At 61.1% G+C, this 18,232-nt stretch carries 15 protein-coding genes and 2 pseudogenes; 9 read left to right on the forward strand and 8 right to left on the reverse strand.

The window, feature by feature from the left end; genetic code table 11:
• Positions 1 to 607 precede the first annotated feature (607 nt).
• Positions 608 to 1,324 (reverse strand): UTRA domain-containing protein, encoded by a 717-nt coding sequence (locus DQ405_RS02205; RefSeq protein ID WP_168422738.1) that lies wholly within the window; start codon positions 1,322 to 1,324, stop codon positions 608 to 610.
• A 352-nt stretch (positions 1,325 to 1,676) separates the two neighbouring features.
• On the opposite strand from DQ405_RS02205, the pseudogene DQ405_RS02210 reads away from it, so the two are divergent.
• From DQ405_RS02210 to DQ405_RS02235, 6 genes and pseudogenes are all read left to right on the forward strand, one after another.
• Positions 1,677 to 2,734: pseudogene (locus DQ405_RS02210) on the forward strand (ABC transporter substrate-binding protein).
• A gap of 100 nt (positions 2,735 to 2,834) precedes the next feature.
• Positions 2,835 to 3,638 carry an alkaline phosphatase family protein gene (locus DQ405_RS02215; RefSeq protein ID WP_168422739.1) on the forward strand — a complete coding sequence of 268 codons (804 nt, stop codon included), beginning with the start codon at positions 2,835 to 2,837 and terminating at the stop codon, positions 3,636 to 3,638.
• Positions 3,635 to 4,546, forward strand: coding sequence for an ABC transporter permease (locus DQ405_RS02220; protein ID WP_241729778.1), 912 nt, complete (start codon positions 3,635 to 3,637; stop codon positions 4,544 to 4,546). Before DQ405_RS02215 ends, DQ405_RS02220 begins: the two co-directional genes overlap by 4 nt.
• On the forward strand, positions 4,533 to 5,330 hold the full coding sequence (locus tag DQ405_RS02225) for an ABC transporter permease (RefSeq protein WP_168422740.1): 798 nt from the start codon (positions 4,533 to 4,535) through the stop codon (positions 5,328 to 5,330). Before DQ405_RS02220 ends, DQ405_RS02225 begins: the two co-directional genes overlap by 14 nt.
• A gap of 354 nt (positions 5,331 to 5,684) precedes the next feature.
• Positions 5,685 to 6,686, forward strand: coding sequence for an ABC transporter ATP-binding protein (locus DQ405_RS02230; protein ID WP_168422741.1), 1,002 nt, complete (start codon positions 5,685 to 5,687; stop codon positions 6,684 to 6,686).
• The gene (locus DQ405_RS02235; protein WP_168422742.1) at positions 6,686 to 7,339 is read left to right on the forward strand and encodes an HAD family hydrolase; all 654 of its coding nucleotides are present in this window, start codon (positions 6,686 to 6,688) and stop codon (positions 7,337 to 7,339) included. Before DQ405_RS02230 ends, DQ405_RS02235 begins: the two co-directional genes overlap by 1 nt.
• An 18-nt stretch (positions 7,340 to 7,357) precedes the next feature.
• Here DQ405_RS02235 and DQ405_RS02240 read toward each other — a convergent pair whose 3' ends face one another.
• The 7 genes and pseudogenes from DQ405_RS02240 to DQ405_RS02270 all read right to left on the reverse strand — a co-directional run bounded on the left by DQ405_RS02240 (position 7,358) and on the right by DQ405_RS02270 (position 15,312).
• On the reverse strand, positions 7,358 to 8,554 hold the full coding sequence (locus tag DQ405_RS02240; protein WP_168422743.1) for a hybrid sensor histidine kinase/response regulator: 1,197 nt from the start codon (positions 8,552 to 8,554) through the stop codon (positions 7,358 to 7,360).
• Between the two features lie 2 nt (positions 8,555 to 8,556).
• The gene (locus tag DQ405_RS02245) at positions 8,557 to 9,159 is read right to left on the reverse strand and encodes a chemotaxis protein CheB (protein ID WP_168422744.1); all 603 of its coding nucleotides are present in this window, start codon (positions 9,157 to 9,159) and stop codon (positions 8,557 to 8,559) included.
• A complete protein-coding gene (locus tag DQ405_RS02250) occupies positions 9,156 to 9,974 on the reverse strand; it encodes a CheR family methyltransferase (RefSeq protein ID WP_168422745.1) in 819 nt (272 codons plus the stop codon). Before DQ405_RS02250 ends, DQ405_RS02245 begins: the two co-directional genes overlap by 4 nt.
• 1 nt (position 9,975) lies before the next feature.
• Positions 9,976 to 13,489, reverse strand: a pseudogene (locus DQ405_RS02255) (response regulator).
• Between the two features lie 214 nt (positions 13,490 to 13,703).
• Entirely contained in the window at positions 13,704 to 13,862 is a 159-nt protein-coding gene (locus DQ405_RS02260) for a YqaE/Pmp3 family membrane protein (RefSeq protein WP_003282625.1), read from the reverse strand.
• Between the two features lie 395 nt (positions 13,863 to 14,257).
• On the reverse strand, positions 14,258 to 14,479 hold the full coding sequence (locus DQ405_RS02265) for a hypothetical protein (RefSeq protein ID WP_168422746.1): 222 nt from the start codon (positions 14,477 to 14,479) through the stop codon (positions 14,258 to 14,260).
• On the reverse strand, positions 14,479 to 15,312 hold the full coding sequence (locus DQ405_RS02270) for an MBL fold metallo-hydrolase (RefSeq protein WP_168422747.1): 834 nt from the start codon (positions 15,310 to 15,312) through the stop codon (positions 14,479 to 14,481). Before DQ405_RS02270 ends, DQ405_RS02265 begins: the two co-directional genes overlap by 1 nt.
• A gap of 213 nt (positions 15,313 to 15,525) precedes the next feature.
• On the opposite strand from DQ405_RS02270, the gene DQ405_RS02275 reads away from it, so the two are divergent.
• From DQ405_RS02275 to DQ405_RS02285, 3 genes are read left to right on the forward strand one after another with little or no spacing between them, the layout of a single operon-like run.
• Positions 15,526 to 16,908 carry an NfeD family protein gene (locus DQ405_RS02275; RefSeq protein WP_168422748.1) on the forward strand — a complete coding sequence of 461 codons (1,383 nt, stop codon included), beginning with the start codon at positions 15,526 to 15,528 and terminating at the stop codon, positions 16,906 to 16,908.
• A 3-nt stretch (positions 16,909 to 16,911) separates the two neighbouring features.
• Positions 16,912 to 17,673: a slipin family protein gene (locus DQ405_RS02280; protein WP_168422749.1), complete on the forward strand. Its 762-nt coding sequence runs from the start codon at positions 16,912 to 16,914 to the stop codon at positions 17,671 to 17,673.
• Between the two features lie 5 nt (positions 17,674 to 17,678).
• Positions 17,679 to 18,179: an LEA type 2 family protein gene (locus DQ405_RS02285; RefSeq protein ID WP_446730855.1), complete on the forward strand. Its 501-nt coding sequence runs from the start codon at positions 17,679 to 17,681 to the stop codon at positions 18,177 to 18,179.
• Positions 18,180 to 18,232: the final 53 nt, after the last annotated feature.

An 18,232-nucleotide genomic window follows, 5' to 3' on the forward strand; every position in this document is an offset into this window, starting at 1 on the left:
TTGCCGGCGTACTCGGCGTCGGCGAAGGTCATTTGCTTCATCGGGAAACTCGGGCAACGGGATCGGCGTATTTCACCAGATTCGGGAAGTCTTTTTCAGACCATCCCTAGAGCGGGGCCAAGCTGGATTCCAATGCGGCATTGCCGCATAGCATCCGCAGCGCCACCACCCTGGTGCGTATCGAGAGCAACCTGCCGGGGCTGGTCGCGCAACTGGGTAGCCTCAACCTCAAGAGCGAGGTTCGCCTGCGCACCACCACTCGACCTCCAGCCACGGCGGCAACGTCGAGAGCTCGCGGGTCGGCTCCGTCACCAGGCCCGTGGCCCAGCGACCCTGGCCCAACGCCCTGGAGCTCTATTTCAATACGCCAGCTGATGGCGCAGCATGTGGCGCACGTCGATTAACGGACCTGCCGCAAGATCAGAAAACGAACATGAGCGATAGCTACTACGCCAGCACCGCCAGCGACCGTCGTGGATCTGGAGAAGACCGTAGCCAGAAGGCCGGCACCTCCATGCCATTCCCAAGGGCAATGACTCCGATGCCCTTCCCAACAGCGCGCCGATATCGAGCCCAGCGAGACAGACCAGCGAATCGGCATTCGCCTTCACTCCGGCACTTCCACACACACATGAATCGCATCGTGCCGCCAGTACTCCACATCGCAATCGATCAACCGATCATGTTGGTCGCGGTTGAGGCGGATGATGCGTAGGGCGGGGCTGCCGGGGGCGGTGCGCAGGGTCGTGGCGGCTTCGGGGTGCAGGGCGGTGGGGACCATGTCGAAGCGGACGCGGCCGTAGTGGATGCTATATTCGCTGGCATATAGCTCGGTTAGCGAGCAGGTCAGATCGTAGTCGAGGATGCCTGGGAAGTAGCTGGGGTTCAGGTAGTGTTCGACGTAGAGCACCAGACGACCATCGATGCGTCGGGCGCGGCGGATCTGGATGACGCCGGACAGCGCAGGCAATCCCAGTCGGGCGCAGATTTCCGCTGCGGCGGGCACCAACCGGGCGGACAAGACCTCGGTTGCCGGGAGCCTACCCTGCTCATGGACCATGGCGTGGAAGTGGCTACGCACCAGCGGGTTGTAGGCGATCCGAGGCGGTGAAACGAACCAGCCACGGCGATCCTCCCGATAGATCAAACCCTGCGACTCGAGCTGGCCCAGCGCCTCTCGCAGCGTGATGCGCGTGGTATCGAAGAGCTCGCTGAGTTTGCGCTCGGATGGCAGCTGCCCGCCAGGCTGCAGCAATCCGTGGGCGATCTGCTCCTGCAAGGACCGACAGATTGCCGTAACCGCCCGCGGTGCCTCGTCACGCATCACTTTCTCCTCAACTGGACTAGTCCAGCACTAGAACAGAGCGCTTGCTCTCGCATTTTTCAGCCGCAAACGCTCTGCAGGTTAGGCAAGCCAAATGACTACCGCGTGACATTGGTACGGAAAGCGGGTCCCACAACGGTTGTTTTTGGCCCATCCAAGCGTATCGGCGGATTTCGATAGAGCCACGCCACGCAAGGTTCCCAGCCTGAGCTAGGCTTGCTACGGCACTCCTGTCGCAGTGTCGTCCATCCGGGCGATGGCGGAGGCAACGACATCAAATTGTCACTTGCACCCCCTAGTTTGGCTTGCATCGTGCTGATCTAGACCAATCGACCTGCGAAAGGAGCTTCGAATGAAACGACTGCTGCTGGCTTCACTGCTGGGATCAGCGATCGCCCTGGCGACATCGGCGAACGCTGCACAAACGGACCTGAAAAGCCTCGAAGAGGCGGCTCGCGCGGAAGGCGAGGTCAACAGTGTCGGCATGCCGGACAGCTGGGCGAACTGGAAGGACACCTGGCAGGATCTAGAGAAGAAGTACGGTCTCAAACACATGGATACCGACATGAGCTCGGCGCAGGAAATCGCCAAGTTCGCCGCCGAAAAAGACAACGCCACGGCTGACATTGGTGATGTCGGCGCCGCGTTCGGGCCGATCGCGGTGCAACAGGGCGTTACCCAACCATACAAGCCGAGCACATGGGAGCAGATTCCCGAATGGGCCAAGGACAAGGATGGGCACTGGATGCTCGCGTATACCGGCTCCATCGCTTTTATCGTCAACAAGCAGTTGGTCAAGGAAGCGCCGACCTCATGGGCCGAGCTGAAGGACGGTAAGTACAAGGTCGCATCGGCGATGTCAGCGCAGCGGCGCAGGCAGTCAACGGCGTGCTGGCTGCGGCCATCGCCAACGGCGGGGACGAGAAGAACATCCAGCCAGGCCTGGACTACTTCGCCGAGATCGCCAAGCAGGGCCGCCTGTCGCTGTCGAACCCGACGATCCAGACGCTGGAGCGCGGCGAAGTGGAAGTGGGTGTGGTCTGGGACTTCAACGGCCTGTCGTACCGCGACCAGATCGACCCCAGCCGCTTTGAAGTCTTGATCCCCTCGGACGGTTCAGTGATTTCAGGCTACACAACCATCATCAACAAATGGGCCAAACACCCCAACGCAGCCAAGCTTGCCCGCGAGTACATCCTCTCCGATGCCGGGCAGATCAACCTGGCCAAGGGTAACGCCCGGCCGATCCGAGCCGAGCACCTGACCCTGCCCGCCGAGGTCCAGGCCAAGCTGCTTCCGAACGAGCAGTACGCCAAAGTCAAACCGATCGAAGATGCCGAAACCTGGGAAGCGACGTCGAAGGCTTTGCCGCAGCAATGGCAGGAAAACGTGATCATCGAGATGGAGTGATCGCCTGCGGTGGGTTTCCGCCCACCTAGGCAGAACCTCTCGGTAGGAGCGAGGCCGTCGCCCTCGCTCCTACCAAAAGCAATCAGGAAGGACCGAAAGCATGGGCAAAGCCATCCTCGTCGTGCTCGACGGCCTCAGCTATCAGGTCGCGGAGCACGCGCTCGGGCATCTGCAGGCCTATCGCATGGCCGGACGGGGAGTGCTTTATCGCGTGCAATGTGAATTACCTGCGCTGTCTCGACCACTGTACGAATGCATCCTGACCGGGGTGGCACCGATCGACAGTGGCGTTGTGCATAACGACGTCGTGCGGCTATCCACCGAGCGCAGCATTTTTCACTACGCCCGCGACGCGGGTTTGAGCACAGCGGCCGCGGCCTATCACTGGGTCAGCGAGCTGTATAACCGCGCGCCGTTCCAGGCGGCACGCGATCGGCACAGCGAGACGCCAGAGCTGCCAATTCAACATGGGCATTTCTATTACGAGGATCACTACCCGGACTCGCACCTGTTCGCCGATGCCGAAAGCCTGCGTTTGCGACACAACCCGGACTTCCTGCTGGTGCACCCGATGAATATCGACAACGCCGGCCACAAGCACGGCCTGGATTCGTTCCAGTACCGCAACGCCGCACGCCGCGCAGATATTCTGCTCGCCGATTACCTACAGCGCTGGCTCGATGACGGCTATCAGGTAGTGGTGACGGCCGATCACGGCATGAACAACGACCGCTCGCACAACGGCCTGCTACCCGAAGAACGCGAGGTGCCACTGTTCGTGCTGGGCTCGGCATTCAGCCTCGACCCCGCCGCGCGCCCGAAACAGACCGAACTCTGCGGCACCGTGTGCCAATTGCTCGGCGTGCCACATGACAAGCCGCTGTGCCCGGAGCTCTTGAAATGACCGCGCAGCTCGAAGACAACCTCAAGACCGCGGCCATCCGAGACAGCGCTGGCCCTCGGGTTGCAGGCCGTCGTGCCCCGCACAGCAAACGGCTGGCGCTGCTTTGCCTGTTGCCATTCGCCTTGTTCTTCTTCGCCTTTCAGATCGCCCCGCTGCTTTGGGTCACGCTCAACAGCCTGAACACCGCCGATGGCTGGGGCCTGGCCAATTTCCAGAAAGTCTTCGGCTCGAAGTTTTACGTCCAAGCCATCAAGCACAGCCTGCAGATCGCCTTCTGGTCGAGCCTGATCGGCATCGTCATCGCCATCCTCGGCAGCTACTCACTGCGCCAGGTCGATTCGAAATTACGCGACTTCGTCATGGCTTTCTCCAACATGACCAGCAACTTCGCCGGCGTGCCGCTGGCCTTCGCCTTCGTCATCCTGCTCGGCTTCAACGGGGCACTGACAATCCTGCTCAAGCAGGCTGGAATCATCGAAGACTTCAACCTGTACTCCAAAACCGGCCTGATCGTGCTCTACACCTATTTCCAGATCCCGCTGGGCGTGCTTCTGCTTTACCCGGCCTTCGATGCGCTTCGGGAGGATTGGCGTGAGTCGGCCTCGTTGCTAGGCGCCGGTACCTGGAGCTACTGGCGCTACATCGGCCTGCCGGTGCTTACCCCAGCGCTGCTCGGCACCTTCGTCATCCTGCTGGCCAATGCGCTGGGGGCCTATGCCACGGTCTACTACCTCACTACGGGCAACTTCAACGTGTTGCCGATCCGAATCGCGGCGATGATTTCCGGCGATATCTCCCTCGATCCGAACATGGCCAGCGCATTGTCTATGGTGCTGGTCGGGCTGATGGGCGTGATTACCGTGGCGCATCAGGTACTGCTCAAGAGGAGTTACCATGCGAGCCGCTGAAGCCAAACGTGGCGCGCTGTATCACCGCACAGTGGTCTGGCTGCTGTTTCTTATCCTGCTGTTACCACTGGCTGCGACCTTCCTCTATTCGATTTCCAGCAGCTGGTCGGCGACCATCCTGCCGGACGGCTTGACCTTTGACTGGTACCTGCAGCTCTGGAGTGACGAACGCTTCCTGCGGGCGTTCGCTCAATCACTGCTGGTCTGCTTTGGTGCGCTGGCTTTGGCGGTGGTGCTGATCCTGCCGCTGCTGTTCGTCGTGCATTACCACTTCCCGAAACTCGACGGGCTGATGAACATCCTGATCCTGCTGCCGTTCGCCGTGCCTCCGGTGGTGTCCTCGGTCGGCCTGCTGCAGCTCTACGGCTCGGGGCCGCTGGCAATGGTCGGCACGCCCTGGATCCTCATTGGCGCCTACTTCACCATCGCCCTGCCGTTCATGTACCGCGCCATCAGTAACAATCTGCAGGCGATCAATATTCGCGACCTGATGGATGCCGCTCACCTGCTCGGCGCGAGCACCTGGAAGGCGGCGTTTCTGGTGGTGCTGCCGAACCTTCGCAAGGGGCTGATGGTGTCGCTGTTTCTGTCGTTTTCGTTTCTGTTCGGCGAATTCGTCTTCGCCAACCTGCTGGTCGGTACGCGCTACGAAACCTTGCAGGTTTACTTGAACAATATGAAAAACAGCAGCGGCCACTTCAACAGTGCGCTGGTCATCTCCTACTTCTTCTTCGTGCTGGTGTTCACCTGGGCGGCGACCCGGTTGAGCCGAGATAAAACCTGAACCCATGAACGTGCAGGGTGGATTCGGTCGACGTTTCGTAGGGTGGGCTTCTAGCCCACCAGATAGAACTCCGCCGATCACGCGGTGGGCTGAGGCCCGCCCTACACGGCTGGCGTTCGCGAGGGCGGCGATAGGGCTGACCGAGAGAATCCTGATTTCACGCACGTGCCAGAAGTCTGCAGTCCGTCGGATTCGTAGGGTGGGCTTTAGCCCACCAGATAGAACTCCGCTGAACGCGCGGTGGGCTGAAGCCCACCCTACGGGATAGAAGCGTGGTGGCCGAAGCGGAGCGCCGCGTGGCTCACTTTTTAACGACGGATCCAGATCATCGCGCTATTCAAGACGGGAATATTCATGAGCTACCTTTGCATACGCAACCTGCACAAAGCCTTTGGCGATACGCAGGTTTTCAGCGACATCAATTGCGAAGTGCGCAAGGGCGAGCTAATCACGCTGCTCGGCCCCTCCGGCTGCGGCAAGTCCACGCTGCTGCGTTGCATCGCTGGGCTTACGGAGGTCGACGGCGGGCAGATCCTGCTGGATGGCGAGGATCTGGTACCCATGTCACCGCAGAATCGCCAGATCGGCATGGTGTTCCAGAGCTACGCGCTGTTCCCCAACATGACGGTCGAGCAGAACGTCTCCTTTGGCTTGCGCATGCAAAAGATCGCAAAAGACGAAAGCGCCCGGCGGGTAAACGAGGTGTTGGCAATGGTCGAGCTCGGCGAATTTGCCCGGCGCTACCCGAGCCAACTGTCGGGCGGGCAATGTCAGCGTGTGGCACTGGCGCGCTCGCTGGTAACGCGCCCTCGCCTGCTGTTGCTCGACGAACCCCTGTCGGCGCTGGATGCGCGCATCCGTAAGCATTTGCGTGAGCAGATCAGGGCGATCCAGCAGGAGCTGGGGCTGACCACGATATTCGTTACCCACGATCAGGAAGAGGCGCTGACCCTCTCGGATCGCATCCTGCTGATGAATGCCGGCCGGATCGTCCAGAGCGCCGACGCCGAAACCCTGTATACGGCACCGGTGGATGCCTTCGCCGCGGGCTTTATCGGCAACTACAACCTGCTTGCCGCAGACGTCGCCTCACGCCTGCTGCAACGCCCGATCGATGGGCAGGTGGCGATCCGCCCGGAAGCTATAGCACTGCTCAATGCCGCCGACGGTAGCGGCGGGATCGCCGCGGTGATCAAAAGCCACAGCCTGCTCGGCAATGTGATTCGATACCGCGTCGAAGCACGCGGGGTTGAACTGCTGGTGGATGTGCTCAATCGCTCCGCTGCCGATCTGTACCCGCACGGTCGCCAGGTAGGCCTTACCATTGACGCTTCGGCAATTCATGAGGTGGCTTGATGGCATTGGCAATTTTCGACCTGGACGAAACCCTGATCGACGGCGACTGCGCCAGCCTCTGGGCACGGGAAATGGCCAAGATCGGCTGGGTGGATGGCGAATCCTTCCTGCGCAAGGACGCCGAGCTGATGGCCGAGTATGCCTTTGGCCGATTGGCCATGGAGGACTACATGATCTTCAGCCTGACGCCACTGGTAGGCCGCACCGCCGATGAGGTGGCGCATGTGGTGGCGCCCTTCGTCGAAGAGGTGATCGAGCCACTGATTTACAGCGATGCCATGCGCCATATCGCTGAGCATCGCAAAGTAGGTGACCGGATCTTGATTATCTCGGCGTCGGCGGAATTTCTGGTCAAAGCGATTGCTGCACGACTCGGCGTCGAGGACACATTGGCGATCCAGCTGGAAGAACAGTACGGCTTTTACAATGGTAGAACGCTGGGCGTACTCAGCTACCGTGAAGGTAAGGTGACGCGGCTTCGGCAGTGGGCGACGGAGCACGGTGAATCGCTCGAGGGTGTGCATTTCTATTCCGACTCGATCAACGACCTGCCACTGCTGGAGCAGGTGGCTTATCCGCATGTCGTGAATCCCGACCCTCTGCTGCGCGAACAGGCCGGAGCCAAGGGCTGGCCGCAGCTGTCCTGGACCTGAGCGATTGGAGAGGTCGCCTCAGACCTCGCCGTTCAGCGGCAGCAGGACGCGGAACAACGCGCCCTTGCCCTCTTCGCTTTCGACCTGAATTCTGCCGTTGTGGGCTTTGACGATCTGTTCGGCGATAAACAAGCCAAGGCCCAGCCCGGCGCTGCTCTCGCTGCCTTCGGCGCGCTCGAACTGGCAGAAAATCCGATTGAGGCTCTTCTGGTTGATACCGATACCCTGGTCGCGCACTTCGAGACAGGCATCCGTCGAAGTGGCACTGACGTTGACCTGCACCGGCTTGCCTGCGCCGTAGCGCATCGCATTGGTCAGCAGATTCGCCAGCACTTGCTCGATGCGGAACTCGTCCCAAACCCCAGCGATCGGCTCCGGACGCTGAAACAGCAGCGTGCAGCCGCTGGCTTCCATTTGCGGAGCAAAGTTCTCCACGACGCTGGCCGCCAGCTTGCCCAAATCGACGTGGCTAGGACGAATCGACAACTTGCCCGTGCGAATCCGTGAAACGTCGAGCATGTCGTCGATCAGGCGGATCAAGCTCTGAATCTGCCGCTCATCCTTGTCTACCATCTGCCGCAGCTTGTCTTCGCTAAATGCGGCGAGGTTGTTTCGCCCGAGCTGCAGCTTGCGCAACTGGACTTCAAGGATCAGCGTGTTGAGCGGGGTTTTCAGTTCATGGGAGACGATCGACATGAAGTCGTCACGCATGCGCACCGCATCTTCCAGTTCGGCCTTGGTGCTGCGCAGTTCATCGAGCAGTACTTCCTGCTCCCGGCGACTGCGTTCGAGCGCTTCGAGCTGACGCGCCATTCGCTTGCGGTTGCGGTAGAGGTCGACGAAAACGCTGACCTTGCTGCGCACCGCATGGGTATCGAGCGGCTTGTGCATGAAGTCTACGGCACCGCTCTCGTACCCCTTGAACGCATAGTTGAGCTCACGACCGGCAGCGCTGACGAAGACGATGGGAATCTGCTTGGTGCGCTCGGTGCCGCGCATCAGCTCTGCCAGCTGAAAACCATCCATCCCAGGCATCTGCACGTCGAGAATGGCCAACGCAAACTCATGCTGCAGCAACAGCTCGAGCGCCTGCTCCGCCGACTCGGCCTGATGCACGCGAATCCCCGGGCTCCTGAGTATGGCGTCCAGCGCCAGCAGGTTTTCCGGCAAATCATCGACGATCAGCAGGTTCGCTTCATCGGTCTGGTCAGGCATGGTCACTCCAGTTCGCGCAACAGTCGGTGAATATCGCGCAAGGGCAAAATGTAATCCGGCGAAAAACGCTGGAGTGCTGCAAGCGGCATGGCCGGAACCTCGGCTTCGTCCGGGTCCTGCACGATGGTGATCCCCCCAGCGCGCCTGATCGCTTCCAGGCCGGCCGCGCCATCCTCGTTAGCGCCAGTCAGCAAGATGCCGACGACACGCTCGCCCCAGGCATCGGCGGCCGACTCGAACAGCACATCAATCGAGGGGCGAGAGAAGTGAATCGCATCATCCTGGCTGAGGGACAGCGTCAGGTCCGCTTCCACCAGCAGATGATAGCCGGGCGCAGCGAAGTAAAGGGTTCCGGCGCACAGCATCTCCTTGTCATCCGCCTCCTTGACCCGCAGCGCTGTCTTGCGCTGGAAGATATCGGCCAGCTGGGTCGGTCCGCTCGCCGGCACATGCTGGACCACCAGCAGCGATTGGTGCAGATCCGCCGGCAAACCTTCAACCAACTTACTCAACGCCGCCAAGCCGCCCGCCGAAGTGCCAATCACCACGGCATCCACAGACTGGGCAATTGATTTGGCCGGAGTATTGGCGGTGGCGCGTTTCATAGCTTGCGGAAGATCCTTTCCTGTTTGTCGAACGCTTCGTAGCGCCCAGCGTAGCCGGAAAACTCGACGGTTTCCTTGCTTCCGAGCCCAAGAAAGCCGCGGTAGCAGAGTGAATCATGGAACAACCCCAAGGCCCGATCCTGCAGGGGCTTGTTGAAATAGATCAGTACATTGCGGCAGGAAATCAGCTGGGTTTCGGCAAAAACACTGTCTGTCGCCAGACTATGATCGGCAAAGGTAACCTTTTCCTTCAACGATTTATCGATGATCGCCGAATCATAGGCAGCGGTGTAATAGTTGCTGAGGCTCTGCTTGCCACCGGCGCGTTGGTAGTTCTCGGTGTACTGACGCATGTCACTGATATCGAATATGCCCCGACGCGCCTGCTCCAGCGAACGCGGATTGATGTCGGTGGCATAGAGGATGGTGCGCTCGAGCAAGCCCTCCTCCTTGAGCAGGATCGCCATCGAGTAGACCTCTTCGCCCGTGCTGCAGCCGGCGATCCAGACCTTCAGCGAAGGGTAGGTACGCAACACCGGGACCACCTGCTCCCGCAATGCCAGGAAGTAGCCGGGGTCACGAAACATCTCGCTCACCGGAATGGTGAGGAACTGCAGCAACTCCATGAACACTTGCGGATCATGAAGCACCTTGTGTTGCAGTTCGGCGATGTTCTCGCAGCGCATCTGCTTTAGCGCCAGCAATATCCGGCGCTTGAGCGAGGCGCCGGAATAGTCGCGGAAATCATAGCTGTAGCGCAGGTAGATCGCTTCGATCAGCAGCTTCAGCTCGATGGCCTGGATGCGGTCAGGCATGTCACAGCAGCTCCACTTTTGGCAGCCATACGCGAATGAGTGAGAACAGCCGATCCAGGTCGATCGGCTTGGCCAGGTAGTCGTTGGCACCGGCACGCAGGCAGCGATCCTGGTCGTCCTTCATGGCCTTGGCCGTGACTGCCACTATGGGCAGCTTGGCGAATCGTGAGTCCTTGCGGATCTCTTCCATCGCGGTAAAGCCATCCATTTCGGGCATCATGATGTCCATCAGGACCAGATCGATGTCGTCGATGTTCTGCAGTTGGGCGATGGCTTCATGCCCGTTGCGGGCGATTTCGATCAGCGCGCCCTTCTGCTCCAGTGCACTGGTGAGTGCGAAGACGTTGCGCACATCGTCATCGACTACCAGGATTTTCCGGCCTTCGAAGCTTTTCGCGACTGCGGACGCTCTTGAGCATTTTTTGTCGCTCCGGCGGCATGTCCGATTCGATCTTGTGCAGAAACAGCGTGACCTCGTCGAGCAGGCGTTCCGGCGAGCGTGCTCCCTTGATGATGATCGAGCGCGAATACTTCATCAATGCCGCTTCTTCGTCGCGGGTCAGGTTGCGCCCGGTGTAGACGATCACGGGCGGGAACGAGCAGATTTCCTCTCGAGCCATGCTCTCGAGCAGCTCGTGGCCGTCCATGTCGGGCAGCTTGAGGTCGATGATCATGCAGTCGAAAACCGTCGAGCGCAGCAGTTCGAGGGCCTGCTCGCCGAATTCCACGGCGGTGATTTCCACGTCGGTATCTTCGATCAGCCGCGACACGCTTTCACGCTGCCGGGCATCGTCCTCGACCAAAAGGATGCGCTTGACCTTCTGCGCCAACTTCGCTTCGAGCCGGCCGAATACTTTCTTCAGGTCCTCGCGTGTCGTCGGCTTGGTCGCATAGCCGATGGCGCCCATCTGCAGAGCCGCTTCCTTGCGGTCTTCCACCGAGACGATATGCACCGGAATGTGCCGGGTGATCGGGTTTTCCTTGAGCCGCTCGAGCACCGTCAGGCCGGAATGATCAGGCAGGCGCATGTCCAGCAGAATGGCATCGGGCCGATACTGGACGGCCGTGTCGAAGCCATCGTCGGCGTTCTGGGCGATCAGGCAGTTGTACCTCAGCTCGTGGGCGAGATCGCGCAGGATGCAGGCGAACTGGGTATCGTCTTCGATCACCAGCACCGATCGCTCGCCGAACGGCGAGCCGTTGCGATCATCGGTCAGCACCGCCATTGACGGCTCGCCAGACGTTGCCGGCGCTGCAGCAAGTGCCGCCGGCCGGGGTGTTTCTGCGACGGCGCTCGGCTCGGGCTTGGTCTGCACCGAAACCGGCAAGGCCTCCGCCTGTGAAACGGCAACGGGCTCGCTGTAGTTTTCCGGGACGATCAGGGTAAACACGCTGCCGGCGCCCGGGTTGCTGCGTACCTCAATGGTGCCCCCCAGTAGCTGCGCCAGCTCGCGCGAGATCGACAGTCCGAGGCCGGTGCCGCCGTAACGACGGTTGGTGGTGCCATCGGCCTGACGGAACGCCTCGAATATCACCGACTGCTGATCTTCAGGAATGCCGATGCCCGAATCCTGAACGGCGAAAGCGATGCGATGCTCGTCATAGCGTGTAATGCGCATCGAGACCGAGCCTTTCTCGGTGAACTTGAACGCATTCGACAGCAGGTTCTTGACGATCTGCTCGAGCCGTTGGCGGTCGGTATACAGGCTCGCTGGCAGCCCATCGTCCAGTTCGATGTCGAACTGCAGCGACTTGTCCAGCGCCTGCGCAAGGAACAGGCTTTTCAGTCCGTCGGCCATACGGGCCAGCATCGTCAGCTCGGGATGAACATCGAGCTTGCCGGCCTCGACCTTGGAGATATCGAGAATATCGTTGATCAGATGGAGCAGATCGTTGCCCGCCGAATAGATGGAACGGGCGAACTGCACCTGATCGTCGCTCAGATTGCCCTCGGGATTGTCCGCGAGCAGCTTGGCGAGAATCAGCGAGCTGTTCAGTGGCGTGCGCAGCTCATGAGACATGTTGGCGAGGAATTCCGACTTGTAGCGGCTGGCACGCTGCAACTCGTCGGCACGCTCCTCGAGCATCAGCTGCACTTCATGCAGGCGGAGATTCTTCAGGTCCATCTCGTCGCGCTGGCGCGCCAGTTCCTGAGTCTGTGCGGCGAGCTGCTCGTTGGTTTGCTCCAGCTCGGCCTGCTGCTCTTCCATGTGCGCCTGAGATTCGCGCAATGCGCTCGATTGCTCTTCGAGCTCTTCGTTGGCGGCGCGCAGCTCTTCCTGCTGGACCTGCAACTCCTCGTTGAGCTGCTGCGTTTCGGCCAGCACACGTTGCAGACGTTGGCGGTAGCGCGCGGCTTCGATAGCCGAGCCGATGTGTTCGCTGACGCGGCGCAGCAGTTCGCTGTCTTCTTCGCTCAGCGGCCGCAGGAAGCCGACCTCCAGTACGGCGTTGAGCATGCCGTTGTCTTCCACCGGAGCGATCAACACGGACCTGGCGTCAGTGCTGCCCAGGGCCGAGCTGACCTTCAGATAGCCGGGCGGCAGGCTGTCGAGGGCCATGGTTCGGCGCTCCAGGGCCACCTGCCCCACCAGCCCTTCGCCGAGCGCCAGGGTGCGGCCGCTGTGCAGCTTATCCTTATCCCAACCGAATTCCGCGACCCGCTCCAGCTTACCGTCCTGGGTCACGTAGAGCGCACCCACAGCGACCTCCAGGTAGCGCGAAAGGAAGCTGAGCACGTTTTGCCCCAGCGTCGGCAGCGCTTGCTCGCCGATCAGCGATTCGCTGAGCTGTGTCTGGCCGGCGCGATACCAGGCGAGCTTTTCCAGCGCCGCCGCATGGGTCTGCTGGCGCTCGAGTGATTCATCATAGCTATCCGACAGGCTGATCAGATCTCGGCGCCCAAAGTAGACCAGCAAGCCGCTGAAAATCAGGCTGAACAGCAGAAAGCCGCCAATCAGTGCGGTGGTGACCATCTCCGCGGTGTCGGTGCGCTCGGCTCGAACCTGACGCTCATGGGCGATGAAGTCGTTGAGCAACTGGCGCTGCTCTTCCTTTAATTCCAACCCTCGCTGACTGCGTATGTATTCGAGTATTGGCCCGTCCTGCGCACGACGGGCTATGGCCTCTTCGGCGAATCTGACCCATTGCGCATGCAGTTGCTCGACACGCTCGATCCGGCCCAGCTGCACCGGGTCGTCGCTTGCGTACTGCTTGATCTGCTTCAGCTGGTTTTCGAATTTCGGCAGCTCGTTCCGGTAGGGCTGGAGAAACACCTCCTCGCCAGCGATGAGGTAGCCGCGCATCGAGGCTTCCAGCTCCCCCACCTCCTTCAGCATCTCATGGGCGTAGGAAACGCCCAGCACCGAACGCTCGACCCAGGAACTAACGTTCAGCAGGTAATAAACGATGATGCTGAAGAAGAACGCACTGAGAAAACCGAAGCCGAGGGGAACCGCCACGTTGCGGTTGAGGATGCGCCTGAAGTGGTTCTGATCGATGAAAGAGTTACCCATCTGGTTCCTTCCCGGGTGCTGAGCAATGACAGTTATCCACGACAGCGCGGACAGCTGCGTTGCCAGCAGGCGATCGCCCCGATCCCGTCATGTTCAAGGTTTATTGGCGCGAAATGACCACGCACGCAAGTCGACCCGGGACTTTACACCGCCTCGCTTGCAAGCACAAAAAGCCCGGCTGAACGGCCGGGCTGTTTGTACCGCATAGTCAAACTTAGCGCCGGGCGATGATCCACACGGCGTGGATGATGCCCGGAATATAGCCCAGCAGCGTCAGCAAAATGTTCAGCCAAAAGGCGCCAGCGAAGCCGACTTGCAGGAACACCCCGAGTGGAGGCAGCAGTATCGCGATGATTATTCGGATCAGGTCCATTTTTGGGTCCCCTCAGGTCTGGTTCTGGCTGAAAAGCTTACTGTGAGTCGACCCGATCACGCGTTGGGGGTTCCTTGAAATCGCGTATCGGAAGCGCAGCGGACGAGACGGAAGGAACGGCAACCGCCGCCCATAGGCAGCGGTTGTCGGAACCGGTAGCGGCCGTTTGGGCCGCAAGGGAGTGCCGACAGGCACCCATTTAGGTAAGGAGACGCGACTGGCCACAGGGTTGAGCCAGTTTTGCTGCGCCGATACGAACCACCTTGTGGGCGGTACGCATCGCAAACGGTCCATCGCTTAGCCTGCTAACTATTGCAGAACCAAGGCACGACCTCCATACGCAGAAAGTCGAAAGTCTGCTCGGGTGTAATGGCTGGCATCAGCCCAGGTCGCTGCTAATGCCGGCCCGACGGTTCGCCGGGCCGTCCGCTGCGTTTGCGACGAATATTGATCCAGGACAACACCGCCAGCGCCAGCATCAACCCGACCATGTTGAAGTTGCCCACCAGCAGATACCCCAGCCCGGCCACCGAGCAGGCTACCAGCCCGATCCAGCGGACATAGCTCATCATGGTGCGCACCGCCCCACCAACGCGATCATCGTCTTGTGACGACATCAGTGCGACCTCGCCCGCATGCGCTCAAGTTCCTTGGCGTCATGACTGCAGAACAGCGTCACTTCGTCCTTGTGTTCCAGGGACAGCATCCAGAGGCGATGCTGGTTTGCTAGGCGCGCCGTGCGATCGACCTCCATCATGCGCTGATAAAAGCGCAGCCCCGGCGTGCAGTGGCGCTCGGTCTGGCCCACTTCGTCACGGTAGAAATAGGCGTCCCCGGCATGCAGCAGCCAGCCGTCATGGCCTTGCACGGCTACGCCCGCGTGACCATGGGTATGGCCCGTCAGCGGAATCAGCAGAATTTCCGGCGGCAGACCGCGCAGCTCCTTAACCGCCTGAAAGCCGAACCAGGTGTCACCGCCCGGCTCGTAGAACTGCCAGTGGCGCACCGCATCCCATTGCTGGTGGCGATAGCGTTGATGGCCAATGAAACTATGCGTCGAACGCGCCGCATCCATCTCCCGCTGCAGTACATGAACCTGTGCCTCGGGGAAGTCCACCAGCCCACCGGCATGGTCGAAATCCAGGTGCGTCAGCAGGATATGGCGGACGTCTGCCGGGTCGAACCCGAGCTGGCGGACCTGCTCCAACGCCGTGAAGCGCCGCTCGAACTTGATATTGTTGAAGGCGATGAAGAAAGCGCTGAGGCGCTTGCGCGGCTCCAGTACATCGCAGTTGCCAAAGCCGGTGTCGACCAGCACCAAGCCGTGCTGCTCGGTCTCGATCAACAGACAATGACACACCAGGTTGGCTGTTAGCCCGTCGCTGAAACCGTCGAACAGCCGACCACCCACCGGACACATGCAGCCGCAGTTGAGATGATGAATACGCATGGACACTCCTCATGGCTGGGCCCGAGGCGCTTCGTGAGGAAACGGCCTCATGTGGATTGTGAGGTCCGATAACGCACCAGAGTTCAGGCGCTCAAGCCGGCCGGATGAATGATCGACGACTAAGGGCGTTACCTCACGCCTTCCTGAACTATCCTCTGTGGTACTGCCGCGATTCGCCGTCGCGCCATTCGCCGACCCGGGAGGATCACGCCAATGCGCCGCCGCCCCTTTGAACGACTGGCCTGGCTGCCGACGCTACTGCTGCTGACATGGTTGGGTCTCGCCAGCGCGGCCCAGGCTGCAACGCAGGTCACGGTCCTGCGGGTCGAGGGCGTGATCGGCCCGGCCAGTGCCGATTATCTGATTGGCGGTATACAGCGCGCGGCGCAGACCGATGCGCAGCTGCTGGTGCTGCAGCTCGATACACCCGGCGGGCTGGACAGTTCGATGCGTACGATCATCAAGGAAATCCTCGCCAGCCCTGTGCCGATCGCCACGCATGTCACGCCCAGTGGGGCGCGTGCCGCCAGCGCCGGCACCTACATGCTCTACGCCAGTCACATTGCAGCAATGAGCCCAGGCACAAACCTCGGCGCCGCCACGCCGGTGCAGATAGGTGGCGCACCGGGCACCCCGTCCGATAAGCAACCGGACGCACAAGCGCCGGATGACGGGAGCGGCGGCGACGCGATGAGCCGCAAGCAGGTCAACGATGCAGCCGCTTATATACGCGGCCTGGCGCAGCTGCGCGGGCGCAACGCGGACTGGGCGGAGCAGGCGGTACGCCAGGCGGTCAGCCTGTCCGCCAGCGAGGCGCGAAAGCTAAACGTGGTCGATTACATTGCGACCGATCTGCAGGACCTGCTCGACCAGGTCGACGGCAAGACGGTCGAGACCAGCGCCGGAGAACGAACGTTGCAGACCGCCAACGCCGCGCTCGATCGCTACGATCCCGACTGGCGAGTGCGCCTGCTGGCCGTGATCACCAATCCCAGCGTGGCCTTGATCCTGATGATGATCGGCATCTACGGCCTGATATTCGAATTCTCCAACCCCGGCACCGGTGGCGGCGGCGTGGTCGGCGGTATCTGCCTGCTTCTGGCGTTGTACTCGCTGCAGCTGCTGCCGGTGAATTACGCCGGGGTCGCGCTGATTCTGCTGGGGCTGGGCTTCATGATTGCCGAAGCGTTCATACCCAGCTTCGGCGTGCTCGGCCTTGGTGGTGTAGTCGCCTTCGTCACCGGCTCGGTGATTCTGTTCGACACCGATGTGCCGGGCTACGGCATTCCGCTGGCCTTGATCGGCACGCTCGCGGTGGTCAGTGCGCTGCTGGTGTTCGCCATCGTCACCATGGCGCTCAAGGCGCGCCGCCAGCGTCTGGTCAGTGGCGACGCCGAACTGGTCGGCAGCCTGGCGCCGGTGACCCGCATCGAGTCGAACGATCCCGTCTGCGGCTGGGTACAACTGCAGGGTGAGCATTGGCAGGTGATCAGCCCGACGCCCTTGCACCCCGGTCAGCAGGTCCGCGTCGTGGCCAGGCGCGGCCTGCAACTGGACGTCACCGCGGCCGACACGCCGCCAACCGAGAAGAGGTGAATCATGGGTTTCGAAATGAGCTTCATCGCGGTACTGGTGCTGGTAATTGCGCTGCTGGCATCGGCCTTCCGTATCCTCCGCGAATACGAGCGTGGCGTGGTGTTCCAGCTGGGGCGCTTCTGGAAAGTGAAGGGGCCGGGGCTGATTATGGTCATCCCCGGTCTCCAGCAAATGGTGCGGGTCGACCTGCGGACCTTGGTGCTGGACGTGCCGACCCAGGATGTGATCTCGCGCGATAACGTCTCGGTTAAGGTCAACGCTGTGATCTATTACCGTGTGCTGGATGCCGAGAAAGCCATCATTCAGGTCGAGGATTACCATTCAGCCACCAGCCAGCTGGCGCAGACCACGTTGCGCGCGGTACTGGGCAAGCACGACCTGGACGACATGCTGGCCGAGCGCGAGCAGCTCAACAATGATATTCAGCAGGTGCTCGACGCCCAGACCGATGCCTGGGGAATCAAGGTGGCCAACGTCGAGATCAAACACGTCGACCTCGACGAATCGATGATCCGTGCCATCGCGCGTCAAGCCGAAGCGGAACGCGAGCGGCGCGCCAAGGTCATTCATGCTGAGGGCGAGCTGCAGGCATCGGAAAAACTGATGCAGGCCGCCGAGATGCTCGGCCGCCAGCCCGGAGCCATGCAGCTGCGCTATATGCAAACGTTGAGCAACATTGCCGGCGATAAGAACTCCACCATCGTCTTTCCGCTGCCCATGGAGCTGTTGCAGGGGCTGGACAAACTCACCCGCAAAACTGAGTGACACCTATGCCCATGCGTCCCGCGGCACCTGCTTCACCTTTGCTATTGGCTCTCCTGCTGGTGCTGAGCCTGGCCGGTTGCGCCGCCTTCAGCCAGCGCGACCCGCTCAACGTCCAGGTCGCAGGCATCCAGCCCCTGCCCGGCGAGGGGCTGGAGCTGCGCATGGACGTCAAACTGCGGATACAGAATCCCAACGACATGGCGCTCGACTACAACGGCGTGGCGCTCGATCTGGAGGTCAACGGTCGGCGCCTGGCCAGCGGCGTCAGCGACGCGCGGGGCAGCGTGCCGCGCTTCGGTGAAGCCGTGCTGAGCGTGCCCATGACGATTTCCGCATTTTCCGCCGCCCGCCAGGCGCTAGGACTGGCCGAACACATTGGCATGGATGAGGTGCCTTACGTTCTGCGCGGCAAGCTGGCCGGCGGTCTGTTCGGCACCCAGCGCTTCGTCGAGAAAGGCACCCTGGATCTGGAAGGCACACTGCCGAGCCCATATCGGCGGCAGTGATCGCGGCGTTTCACACGCGGAAAAGGCTCCCTTGCGGGAACGCGCGCGATAGT

The organism is Pseudomonas sp. SST3 (assembly GCF_003325755.1).